Origin of the sequence: Bacteroides sp. M10 (genome assembly GCF_014334015.1) — a bacterium.
Lineage (GTDB): Bacteria > Bacteroidota > Bacteroidia > Bacteroidales > Bacteroidaceae > Bacteroides > Bacteroides intestinigallinarum.
Map to the genome: position 1 here is coordinate 4387353 of NZ_CP060488.1, position 12661 is coordinate 4400013.

The 12661-nt window shown below is 36.3% G+C and carries 13 protein-coding genes; all 13 read left to right on the plus strand.

The genetic code is table 11. From position 1 onward, the window contains the following. Positions 1 to 8: 8 nt before the first annotated feature. The 13 genes from H8796_RS15645 (at position 9) to H8796_RS15705 (ending at position 12546) form a co-directional block, all read left to right on the plus strand. Positions 9 to 887: a polysaccharide pyruvyl transferase family protein gene (locus H8796_RS15645; RefSeq protein WP_117611009.1), complete on the plus strand. Its 879-nt coding sequence runs from the start codon at positions 9 to 11 to the stop codon at positions 885 to 887. A gap of 37 nt (positions 888 to 924) precedes the next feature. Then, on the plus strand, positions 925 to 2094 hold the full coding sequence (locus tag H8796_RS15650) for a hypothetical protein (protein WP_117611008.1): 1170 nt from the start codon (positions 925 to 927) through the stop codon (positions 2092 to 2094). Further along, a complete protein-coding gene (locus H8796_RS15655) occupies positions 2091 to 3074 on the plus strand; it encodes an acyltransferase family protein (RefSeq protein ID WP_117611007.1) in 984 nt (327 codons plus the stop codon). The genes H8796_RS15650 and H8796_RS15655 overlap by 4 nt, the downstream gene beginning before the upstream one ends. A 10-nt stretch (positions 3075 to 3084) precedes the next feature. Continuing rightward, positions 3085 to 4251, plus strand: a complete 1167-nt coding sequence (locus H8796_RS15660) for a glycosyltransferase (RefSeq protein ID WP_117611006.1) — start codon at positions 3085 to 3087, stop codon at positions 4249 to 4251. After that, positions 4251 to 5456, plus strand: a complete 1206-nt coding sequence (locus H8796_RS15665) for a glycosyltransferase family 4 protein (protein ID WP_158570827.1) — start codon at positions 4251 to 4253, stop codon at positions 5454 to 5456. The genes H8796_RS15660 and H8796_RS15665 overlap by 1 nt, the downstream gene beginning before the upstream one ends. Further along, complete coding sequence (locus H8796_RS15670; RefSeq protein ID WP_117611004.1) at positions 5453 to 6013, plus strand: serine acetyltransferase; 561 nt, start codon at positions 5453 to 5455, stop codon at positions 6011 to 6013. Before H8796_RS15665 ends, H8796_RS15670 begins: the two co-directional genes overlap by 4 nt. Positions 6014 to 6040: 27 nt before the next feature. Next, positions 6041 to 7243, plus strand: coding sequence for an O-antigen ligase family protein (locus tag H8796_RS15675; protein WP_117611003.1), 1203 nt, complete (start codon positions 6041 to 6043; stop codon positions 7241 to 7243). Between the two features lie 86 nt (positions 7244 to 7329). Continuing rightward, complete coding sequence (locus H8796_RS15680; protein WP_147337305.1) at positions 7330 to 7839, plus strand: hypothetical protein; 510 nt, start codon at positions 7330 to 7332, stop codon at positions 7837 to 7839. 457 nt (positions 7840 to 8296) lie between these two features. Beyond that, positions 8297 to 8863 (plus strand): glycosyltransferase, encoded by a 567-nt coding sequence (locus tag H8796_RS15685; RefSeq protein WP_117611001.1) that lies wholly within the window; start codon positions 8297 to 8299, stop codon positions 8861 to 8863. A gap of 21 nt (positions 8864 to 8884) precedes the next feature. Next, on the plus strand, positions 8885 to 9979 hold the full coding sequence (locus H8796_RS15690) for a glycosyltransferase (RefSeq protein WP_117611000.1): 1095 nt from the start codon (positions 8885 to 8887) through the stop codon (positions 9977 to 9979). 16 nt (positions 9980 to 9995) lie between these two features. Next, positions 9996 to 10973 (plus strand): acyltransferase, encoded by a 978-nt coding sequence (locus H8796_RS15695; RefSeq protein ID WP_117611021.1) that lies wholly within the window; start codon positions 9996 to 9998, stop codon positions 10971 to 10973. A 7-nt stretch (positions 10974 to 10980) separates the two neighbouring features. Further along, complete coding sequence (locus H8796_RS15700; RefSeq protein ID WP_117610999.1) at positions 10981 to 11544, plus strand: WcaF family extracellular polysaccharide biosynthesis acetyltransferase; 564 nt, start codon at positions 10981 to 10983, stop codon at positions 11542 to 11544. 246 nt (positions 11545 to 11790) lie between these two features. Continuing rightward, a complete protein-coding gene (locus tag H8796_RS15705; RefSeq protein ID WP_117610998.1) occupies positions 11791 to 12546 on the plus strand; it encodes a glycosyltransferase family 2 protein in 756 nt (251 codons plus the stop codon). Positions 12547 to 12661 lie beyond the last annotated feature (115 nt).

The following is a 12661-nucleotide window of genomic DNA, read 5'->3' on the forward strand; positions in this document are numbered from 1 at the left end:
ATTGTACAATGAAAAGGAAGATTAATAAAATATTACGTATGATAAGGAATTCTTTTATAGAGTTCCTCCAACGCCCAGTAGTAGTGAATGCTAGTTTAAGCATTGATAAAACGGGTGAGGTGTATCATTCTAATTGGGGGGATGATATTAATTCTTTTTTTCTGGAAGCGATTTCTTTGAGGCCTGTTGTGTTGTATCATGAATGTATATTAGCCAAATTATTTAAGAGAGATAATTATGTAGTGATAGGTAGTACTATAGATATGTTGGTCAATCGACAATCTATTGTTTGGGGTGCAGGACTCATTCAAGAAAACCCTTGTAATTTAGTAATGCCTAGGAAAATTTGCGCCGTTCGTGGTCCAAAAACACGCGAAGTGTTGTTGAAGCATGGGATAGAGTGTCCAGCTATATACGGAGATCCGGCTTTGTTGTTGCCTATCTATTATCGACCTCGTACACGAAAAAAGTATAAGTTGGGCATTATTCCTCATTATACGGAACTGTCTTTGCTTCCAGAACATTTATTAAATAGTGAGGATGTATATGTAATTAGAATACAAGGTTATCAGCATTGGCTTGGTTTTGTGGAAGAATTGAATGCTTGTGAGTATATTGTTTCTTCTTCTTTACATGGACTGATTTTGGCAGAAGCGTATGATATACCTAATTGTTGGATGGAGCTTGAATGTGCGCAACAGCGTTCACGTTTTAAATATGATGATTTCTATGCATCTATAGGTAAACAGATTGTCTCGCCTTTTGTAATGAATAAAGAGGTGACGATTCAGCAACTCATAGAGCAATGTCAACAATGGTCTCCTGGAACAATAGACTTACAGCCACTTTTGAATGCATGCCCTTTTGAACTTAAAATAACTTTTTGAGTTCAAAAAATCTAAAATCATAAATTGTACAATAAAAATGCAGAAGATTATTATTCAAAGTATAGAAAAAGAATTGCCCAATCGATTACTTTATAGATTGACAGTAGGCGATCAGCAAGAAGAAGCACATATTGAAGTAAATAAGATGTATGCTGACTATTTGGTGACTGATAGAATAGATTCTTTGGTTTGGGGATTATTGCAGTTTGCTATAAACAGAGGATATGATATTGTATCTGCACTTCCTATTACGGAAGATCTTTGGTATAATTTGGAGATGAATCTTATAGATCCATTGGCTGCTAACCCCGGGATGCATAGAATACATATTCAGGCTCCTTTAGTGCCTGTCATGAATCATGCGGAAATAGTAGCCACCGGCATTTCATGCGGTGTGGACAGCCTGTACACTATTGCTACCCATGGGGAGAATGTGCCTAAGCCCTATCGCCTTACTCATCTTTGTTTTTTTGATGCAGGTTCGCATAATACAGGATTACAAGATGATTCATCAACAAAACTATTTCAAGGACGTATGGATTTGTGCCGACGTTTTGCCGAAGAATATAACTATGGCTTTATACTTATTAAGAATGATGTTTATGAATTACTGAATAGACACGGGGGATATTCTCACGTAGAAAATCATACTTTTATGGCATTATCTTGTATTTATGCATTACAAGGAGCATTTGCTAAATACTTCTATTCAGCAGGTTGTAGCATTAGAGAATTTTCTTGTGTGAAATCAAAGGAAAATTTTCAACTGGATGCAGCGCACTATGATATGCTTACATTAAATTCAGCGTCTATTCCAGGGCTTGATTTTATTTCAACAGGGGGGAGTCTGGATCGAATTACAAAAACAAAAACTATAGCGGATTATGATCCTGCATATAAATATTTGAATGTGTGTGTCACTGCAGTAGAGAATGATTCTACTTGTTTTAAGTGTGTGCGTACAATGTTGACTTTAGATGCTTTAGGAAAACTGGATAAATTTAGTGCTGTTTTTGATGTCCAGTACTACATGAATCATCGAAAAAGATATATTGAAAAAATGTATGTTGATGGCAAGTTTGGGCATGATGAATCTTTATTATTATTATTTCCTCTATTCAAATCTGAGTTGACTATTGGGGTGAAGATATCAGCTATTATACATAAAGTCCAAAATGCTGTTCGATGTAGAATCTTTAAGAGATGAATAAAATGCGCAAACGCAATGAGTGGGATGTGTTAAAGTGTCTGGCAACGCTGCTGGTTGTCATAGGGCATATTGTGATTCTTTACAAACAAGGGGGGAGTTTTCCAGCAATGGAAAATCACTATTTGGCTATGCTTGCCGATGTGATTTATTTGTTCCATATGCCTTTGTTTGTGACAATCAGTGGAGCTGTATATACCATCGGTAAGCAGTCGGGGAAATATCTAGATTTCAAAAGTCTTTTGGGGAACAAGGTTAGGCGCTTGCTTGTGCCCTATTACTTTGTGGCTTACTTATTTGTGGTTCCCACTATCTTGGGGCTAGAAATGAATCGGTTTGGAAGTAATATCGACTATTTTTTAGAAATCCTTTTAGGAACTAACTGTAGGCATCTTTGGTATCTCTGGGCTCTGTTTTGGATGTTCATAATTGTACGCTTTTGTAAAGGAAGATATTTGGGTAATACTATTTACTGTCTGACTATTGCGATGATACTCTCTGTGGGATGTAGTTATTGGGTGGGTACAGATTGGTTCAGTTTTCGGATGGCTCTGCATTATCTTCCTTTTTTCTTCTTAGGTGAATGGTTAGTCGCAAAAGGTGGAAATTCTATGAAAATGTGGAAACCTGTGATTTTGGTGCTATTGTCCGGATGTGTACTGAAATTGACGGATAGTAGGTGGATGGATTCACTTTTTAGTCTTTGGATGAATGTCGGAATTGTAGTTGTTATTTGCTTGTTTGTTCGCAAGGTCAGCGTCGAAAAGTTTTTTTCCCATTCCTTCAATGTTCTCATTCTTCGGGATAGTTTTGGAGTTTATCTTTTTCATGTTCCCATCATCTATATTATGGTATCGTATCTTCAAAACTATCCTATTTATGTGTTACTTCCGTTGGTGGGAGTTGTTTCTATCATAGGCAGTCTATTTTTTACAATGATTTTACGAAAAATGAGATTGCAATACTTGATGGGGGAATAATGTTTGATAAATGGATAAAGGAATGTACAAATTAGATTTTCTATTCTTAGTGGAAAATGCCAATTTGCGTGGGGGGACTGAAATTCAAACGATTAATATCACCCATGCGTTGATAGAAGCGAATTATCGAGCACGTGTTTTATCCGTTGTCCCTTATTCTGGAGGTGATGATGTGATTCTTTCCTTTGATTTGAAATCTTATCGGATGTATGAGAAGCAGAAGAAAAATCCAATCAATGATTTGTGTGCGGAAAGATTTTCTGATGCTTGTCTGGCTAAGTTACTACGAGTATTCATAGCAACGTGTCAACCTAAAGTATTGGTGAATGAGACATATGAATTGATAACAGCTCTTCCCTTTGGAGGGCAGTGCCGGATTGTGCAAGTCTTTAATTGGTCGATTTTGGGTTATGAAGAATCTATCTTGCAGATCATTCATCAAAAGCATGGCTGGATGCGTTTTCTTTCAATGAAAAAAAATGTCCGACAAGTTACAAAACGCCATGCGGCTATTGCTTTATGTAATGACTTGATTGTGTTGACAAATACTGCCAAAAAAGAATTAAAGATGGTGAATCATAAAATAAAGGAAACTCGGATAAGAGTGATTGCCAATCCTTTGAGAAAGAGTGATGACGCGAAAAACATCTCTTCTTTAGACAATCGAAATATTGTTTTTGTGGGTAGGTTAAGTTTTGAAAAAGGGGTTATGCGTCTGCTGCATATATGGCAGAGTATATCTAGACAATTTCATGATTACACGCTTTCAGTCTACGGAGAAGGGGATGCCAAAGATCAGATGGAACAATATATTCAGGAGAATGGCATGAAAAATATTCGTTTTTGTGGGTTTGAACAAGATTTGTCTAAAATCTATCTTTCTGCCGATTTACTGCTATCCACCTCTGAATCGGAAGGTTTTGGCTTGGTGTTTATTGAGGCGTTTTATTATGGAGTACCTGTAGTGTCTTTTAATTGTCCTGTTTCTCCAAAAGAAGTGATTGCTGATGCTGGTGTATTGATAGATTGTTTTGATGAGCAAGCGTATGCCACTCATGTGATGACATTGCTTCATAATAAAGAAAAACTAAGGATGCTCCAACGCAAAGCAGTGGAGAGGGCTAGATGTTTTTATCAGAGTCGGATTGTAAGCCAGTGGGTAAAATTGGTAGAATAATGAAACAATATTATATTATAATTACTCCTTTCTTTCCTAATAGTGATTCTTTTAGGGGAGCGTTTATATACGATCAAGTACGTGCTATCGCAAAGAATAGCAGCTATGAAGTGGTGGTATTTAAAAGTAAATCCATAACATCGGGAGAGAAAGATTACATGTATCGTGGTATTCAGGTTCACTTGTTCGACGATATTCAGATGCCTTCATATATATTGAATGGATTGACAAATGAAATCAATTGCAGTCTGTTTATGAAAGCTGTAAAGCGGTTGAATATTGATCTTGATAATGTAGTCATAGCCCATGGGCATACGGCTCGCTTTGCTGCATTCCCATTAGCATTAAAGCGTATAAATCATAATATAACGACGTTGGTCCAGCATCATGATCCAGATCCTTTTAATATCAGAAATGGTCGTTTTGCTACAAAAAGGTGGAATGCCATGTTTCGGACTTGGATGAGTACAAAGTTGTTTAACCAAATGGATTGTCATGTTTGTGTGAGCCGTTTTGTAGAGGAATCGCTGCGTAAATTTCCTCATCCTACTGATTCTTTATACTTCGATTCCTACAAGAGGGTATTAAAGGTGGTAGGAAATGAAACCCCGGTAAATATAAAACATTCTTATGTTCTGTATAATGGGGTAGACTGCTCCATCTTTAATAGTGAAAGCCATCTTGCACATCCTACATTTATAATAGGCTGTATTGCAAATTTTGTAGATTGGAAGGGGCAAGAGACACTGATACGTGCGTTGGATATTTTAAAAAGCAAACAGGATAAGTTGAAAATGATATTTGTAGGTTCAGGTCCTACCTTACAGGATTGCATGAACTTGGTTCAGGAATTGAATTTGACAGACATTGTTGAATTTAGGAAGGAGGTACATCATCATGAACTGGCGGCATTCTATCACAGTCTTGATCTGTTTGTTTTACCCAGTTATTTTGAAGGATTTGGTTGTGTTTGTACGGAAGCAGCAGCCTGTGGGGTACCTTATATGATATGTAAGGGACAAGGTGCTGCAGAGTATATACTGGAAGAAGAATCCGACCTTTGGACTTTTATTCCTAAAGACTACGAACAACTTGCTGATAGAATAGACTATTACAGGACGAATAAACCTATACAACATCTTTGTGAAACTTTCGATATAGATATTTTGATGAAACAATTTCTAAATTTCTTAGAATCATTATGAATGAAAAGAGTATATTTTCGAGGCTTCTATATGTAGCAAAAATGCTATATCATGAATTGTATTATCTTCTTTGTATTCCTATTATTCAAGGTTGGTATGGCGGATTTTGGAATTATAGACATAAAATAAAATCGAATGGTGGAAGCGAGAATATGTATTATGCTTATCTGATGAGATATAATGCTTTTGTAGGACTTGGAGCTAACATACAGGATACTCCTATGTTACCCCATGGCTTGAATGGTATACATAAATCTGATGCTGCTACTATTGGTGAAGGTTGTGTTATTTTGCAACAGGTCACCATAGGCAGTAATACAACGAAAGGAAGTAAGCACTTTGGTTCACCTACAATTGGTAAACATGTTTTTATTGGAGCCGGTGCTAAAATCATTGGCAATGTTCGTGTGGGTGACAATTGTCGCATAGGGGCTAATTGTGTGGTGGTAAAGGATATGCCAGACAATTCTACGGCAGTACTTAGAAATATAGATATAATTATTCATGATATTTCCCGGGATAATTCTTTCAAAGGGATCTATCATTTCGAAGAATAAACTATTTGGAAGAATCAGACACTCACTATGAAACAAAAAATAGCTGTCTATTTACCTCTCTTTTGCCTGCTGAGTTATTGGTATGTGGAATTTGCCGCAGTTTTTTTGGCAGTGTTACTCACCGGAAATATATTCAAAATATTCCGAGGATTCAACAGAAAACATTTCCTATATTTATTATTGTTTGTGGGGATAGAGATGTTTATTATGGCTCTACTTGATTATGATATGCGTAAGTTTTTTGAGCAAGTAGGACTCGTGGTAACTACTGCTATCGGCTATCGTGCTTATTTCATCTATGTGCTCAAAAAGGATATTTCGTTCTTTGTGAAATGCTATCTGAATATGAGTGTGGTGATAGTAGTATATGCTTTGGTTGCTTATGCTTTAAACATAACCATTAGTGGAAGACTTGAAGGATGGGGCGGTGAACCTGGAGATATTGCTTTATTGATTCTTCCAGCATTGGTCTACTATTTTTATCATAAAGAAATTTCTATCCGTTGCGCCCTGACAGTACTTGCTTTTGTATTAGCTTCATCTACCGCCAGTTTTGCAGCTCTTTTCATCATTTTAGCTCTGTTTCTATTTGTATACAATAGAAAAAACTTTTTCAAGCTGATAGTGGCAGCATTGGTAGTGTTTGTGGTGAGCAGTGCTGTTTCCTCCTATCTTTCGGATAATAAATCTGATAACAATGATGCAGCTCTTAAGTTTAAAGAGACATGGGAGATGCTGCAAAGTAATCGTTTTAGCTTCTATGATCTTGAGACGTTGAATGCTAGCACCTATGCATTCTTGACAAACCTGTGTGTGGCAGAACAGGCACCTTCTCGTCTGTTGGGTACAGGGCTAGGCACACACCCCATCAATTATGAAAAGATTTACCCTAGTAGGAGTACGACCTATCGACTATATGGATTGAATGCTAATGACGCTTATTCTTTATCTATCCGTGTATTTTCGGAATTAGGTATTCTAGGATTGTTCTTGCTGTTTGTCTTTATGTATAAGAACTTCAATTCGTTATCTTTATTTAGCTTTATGGCAATGAGTTATCTGATAAATGCCTGTATTACTGGGGGACATTATACGGCAAATGGAGGAATGCTTTTTTTTGTATTCTTCTATTTTGCTGGAAGGTATGTGCAACAAGATGCTTTTTTGGGTGAGCAAAAAGTGAAAAAAGAAGGACAATATTTTAATAAAAACAATTGTAGAGTGAGATAAATAGTAATAAAAAAATCGTGTATGAATAATAGAGATTAACGATGTATAGATTTGTATTTTGGCAAAATTGTTTAAGCCCTCATCAATTGCCTTATATTGTCCACTTGCTTGATGATGCCAGGGTAAACGAAGTAGTGATTGTGACGAACGAAGTGGTATCGGACGAACGTAAGAATATGGGATGGGATGTGACAGTCTTTCCTGGTCTTGAAAGATGCGATGTGAGGCTGTCCCCATCAAATAGTGAAATCCATGAATTATTATCTAAACGACAAGAAGAGAGCATCCATTTCTTTTCTGGTATACATGGTTATCCTTTTGTTACTAAGGCCCTTGATATGAGTTTGAAATATGATGTCAAGAGAGGTGTGATTTCCGAACGTCCTGATACGTTTAAGTTTGGGTTAGCCAATGGAAAACCTCTTTGGCTACATCGGATTCGTTTTTTTATTCAAGACCGGAAGTATGCTCGACACATACAATATGTATTTGCAATGGGTGACGATGCGGTAAGCTATTTTCGCTCTGTATGGAAGTATTGGGAGGTTTTTCCATTCGCCTATTGTACAAATAGACTGAAAAATATAGATATCTAGGAGGTAGGGATATTTTGGAGATATTATATATTGTCTTTGTAGGTTTATTGAATTGGTAAAAAAACCGTAATTTATTCCTCACTTTTTCCTTCATGCCCAAAAGTTTGGCTGGGGATGGACTGGACCGCTATATTCAATTAAAAATAGCTTGGAGCAGTTGAAATGATCGGATATATGAATAAATTAGCCATTCTTATTTGTTGATAAATTGGGCATAAGTAACGTGTTTGATAATGGAAAAGTGAATCAACTTGCATCTGCTGTTTACTATTAAATTGATAATAGGGGTCTATTCGAAATAAAAGGGAAGAGTGCATTATATTAGATTAAAAATATATTTTTTTGTAGTATTACTTGTTGTACAGTCTACTACATAATGAGGCTAAAAGTGGAAAGACCTTGGTTTAGATTACCTTCTCTTTAGTTTATATATATATATTCTCACAAAAATAATTTTATGACAAAATCAAACTTATCATTCGTATTTGTAGGTAGTCTTTCTGTTCGGAAAGCTGCTTGGGATATTATTCAAGCCATCAAGGATATGCCTGATATCGATTTAACCTTGATTGGAGATGGAGAACAAAGGGAGCTAATAGAGAAAGGTATTGCAGATTATCATCTAAGAAATGTAAAACTGTTAGGTACTCGCAACAATTCGGAAATTATGCAGCTCATAGCAGATAAGGATGTTTTTGTGATGTCAAGCCATTATGATGGATGGGGTGCTGTAGTGAATGAAGCACTTACCTGCGGACTATATGTGATTTGTACTGATAGAAGTGGAGCCAGGGATTTGTTGGAAAGTACACAGAGAGGAATGATATATCATGCAGGCGATATTTCTCAATTGCACGAATGTGTTCAATGGTGTATAGCGAATGCATATAAGATTCAGCATTCAAAAGAAGAGAGAATAAAATGGGCAGCGCGTAGTATTGATGGAAAGGTATTAGCAGCTTATTTTATAGACTGTTTGCAAGGCTTAAAACCTACGAAGCCGTGGCTAGATGCTTTGGTGTAATTATGAAAAAGGATTGCTAGTATGAGAATAATACATTATATTCCTACGATAGATAGAAACTCTGGAGGTTTGGGTGCATATATACAGTTACTTTCAAAAGAATTGGGGAAGTTGGTCGATTTGCATATCGTTACGCATGAGTCAGAGAATATGTTGGAGATAGAAAATGCTACATTACATTTGATTGATGGTAGATTGACGCATTTGTTGAAAGCAAAAAGGCAATTTGTCGTTTTATTGCAAGGGATTTCTCCTGATTTGGTTCATGTGAATTGTTGTTGGACACCTCAATGTGCTTTGGTACAATTTTGTGCACAATGTTTAGGGTACAAAGTACTTCTAATGCCTCATGGGATGCTGGAACCTTGGATTTTAAAGAAAAATCGTTGGTTGAAAAAAGAACCTGCGTTATGGTTATATCAAAAGCGGGCTGTTCAAAAGGCTGATGTATTATTAGCTACGGCAGAGAGTGAAAAGCAAAACTTATTGCGTTTAGGTTGGAACGAACAAGTATACGTCATTCCCAATGGAATTGTTGTGGATGATATCGAATGTAAACAGTCTTGGAAGCAAACAAAATGTATATTTTTCTTAGCATTGTTACGCCCTAATAAAGGAGCCCATCTGCTGATAGAGGCAGTAGCGCAATTGAAAGATGAGATGAGGGGATGGAACATAGTGATTGCTGGTAAGGATGATGATCGATATGCTGCTTATTTGAATCAATTGATTGCTGAATATCGTTTGGAAGAGATGATTTCTCTCCCTGGAGCACTTTATGGAGAAGATAAATGGAATATGTATAGAAAAGCGGATTTTTTTGTGCTACCTACACTTAATGAGAACTTTGGTATTGTAATAGCGGAAGCATTATTATGTGGAACTCCTGTAATAACTTGTAAGGGTGCTCCATGGAATGTACTTGTTGATAATCATTGTGGGTGGTGGGTAGAGCGTTCTGTGGAAGATATTGCAGATGCTTTAAGTAATGCTATTGGATTGCAGGAAAATGAAATAAGAGAAATGGGCATGCGTGGTAGGGAACTTGTACTTAATAATTACGCATCAGGTCTTGTGGCAAAGCAAATAATGGGTGTATATAAATCATTATTGTAATTTTGGGGGATGTACAATGATTCAAGCTTTAATTTTATTTCTGTCTGTTATTGCTATTTGTGCGATTTCAAGTTGTATATGCTCTTCGAATAATACACAAGTGTCTTTTTATATTTGTGATAGAAAGCTAACGGAATGCTTCAGAGGTGTTGCTATTCTTCTAATCATGATTCAGCATTTGGCAGGACATTGGACAAATGTCTTTACTCCTTTTGGGGGAATTGGTGTCGCCATGTTTCTGTTGCTTTCCGGATTCGGATTGAATGAATCATGTAAGAAAAATGGGTTGGGTGGATTTCTGACAAAGAAGTTCTATCGGATATGGTTGCCTTTCTTTTTATTCTATGTGTTCCTGTATTTATTCAAAGAAAATATGGATATCCTATCGTTTCTTAGAAACGTTTTTAGTGTGGAACAATCGGGCTATTATTGGTATATTCATTATTTGATACGCTGCTATATTGTATTTTGGATAGTAAATAAATATGTAAAAAAATATAAGTGGTGGGGCTATTTTCTTCTTGTTGTTTTTAGCTTTTTTGCAACACATTCGCTTTGTGCAGAACAATGCTTGAGTTTTCCTTTAGGTGTGTTGCTTTCAGATAAAAAGGAATATCTTTTGAACTTAAAAATAAAGAAAGCAATTGTCTATTTAGCTATTTTTTCATTTTTAGGCATAACTTGTTTGCTAATTAAACAACTACCGATGGTTAGGGAATACTTTGGTACTTACTTATATTTTTTTGTTGAATTGGGAATTAAACTTCCTTTGGGGCTATCAGTGATGTTGTTTTTGTGGATGCTTCCATCAAGGTATGTTGTCGGTCCTTTTGTTGCGTTATGCGGTCTGTTAAGTTATGAGCTATATTTGGTTCATATGCAAATGCTTGAAAATGTGGGTGCGTATGCGACTTCAGCATTAATGATTATATTACTTAGTCTTTTGATTTCTTATTCCATGCATTATGTAATGCAGATTTTACAGAAACAATGATAAAAGAATGGATAAAGTAAATTTGGGCGCATTCTCTACAGGTAATTTTGATAAGGGGGCGGGTGAACTAAAAATTATAACATGGTATTTTATTAATGCTTTGTTAGTACGTGCTTCTTGGAATCCATTTATGAGCATAAAGATTATTTTACTTCGTGCTTTTGGTGCAAAGATTGGACGAGGCTTGGTAATAAAAAATAATGTAACCATTAAGTTTCCTTGGAAACTGACAATAGGAAATAATGTATGGTTAGGAGAACAGTGCTGGATAGACAATTTGGATTATGTAACCATTGGTAGTAATGTATGTATTTCACAGGGAGCTTTACTACTTACGGGAAACCATGATTATACAAATTCTTCTATGCCTTATCGGAATGCTCCTATCACATTGGAAGATGGGGTTTGGGTTGGTGCGAGAGTGGTAGTATGTCCGGGGGTAATCATGCGTAAAAATTCTATTGCTTCCGTGGGCAGTGTGGTAACAAAAAGTACGGAGGTTAATGGTATTTATCAGGGTGTACCTGCGGTAGTGATTAGAAAAAGAAAAGTGTGTGGACAAACAATTTGAGATAGAACATATATGTGTTGTTGTGTAATTTATTTAAAAAAAATAGCACTTCTTATTTATTAACAAATTGCATAAAAAAGGTGTTATGGTGACATCTGTAGTGTTCCTTGCTCATATTGACACACTGTAATGAAAGCATTTTTTTCATATGAGAGGTTAGAGGAAAGATGCACTTTATTTCATGATGAACAAAGATATACTCAAAGTGATAATTTAGATGATTAGGAATTTTCAAAGATAAATTTTATGAAAGTATCTATAATAACGTCGTGCTTTAATCGTGTGGCGACGATTCGTGGTGCCATAGAGAGTGTCTTGGCACAGGATTATAATAACATAGAGTTTATTGTTGTAGATGGGGCGAGTACAGATGGTTCGTTAGAGATCATTAGGGAATATGAAGGTTGTATCTCAACTATTATCTCGGAGCCCGATCATGGAATGTATGAAGCCATCAATAAGGGAATTCGTGTGGCTACAGGTGATGTAATAGGGTTACTGCATTCGGATGATTTTTTCTATAATAATGGGGTGGTAAGCCGTATTGTGGAGCGTATGAAAATCACTCGAGCCGACTTTTTGTATGGAGATGGACTTTTTGTGGATCCTGATAATACTGATAAGGTAGTACGCAATTGGATTGGAGGTAGTTATCGACTTTGGAAAGTACGTCACGGTTGGTTACCACTGCATCCCACCTGTTACATCCGTCGTGAGGTGGTAAATCGTTTAGGACTTTATAACGAAAGCTATAAAATAGCAGCAGATAGCGATTTGTTGTTGCGCTATCTTATTACAGGAGGACTCACGACAACTTATTTAGGGGAGTATATTGTAAAGATGCGTATGGGAGGACTTTCTACTGATAGTGCTAAGCGTAAAAAAATGTGGGATGAGGATATACGGGTGTATGCTTCACACGGTATGGCTCCTACATTGACGAAATTGGAGAAAATGGCATGGAAAGTGCCGCAGTTTGTATTAGCATTGTTGAAAAGATAATAATCACTTTGGTAGTGTAGATAACTGATAGAAAATCAATTGTTATCATGAAATTTTATGAAGAATAATAGAGTTAAATAATAATATGAAGGTATCGTTTTGAGCAGTGTAGAGG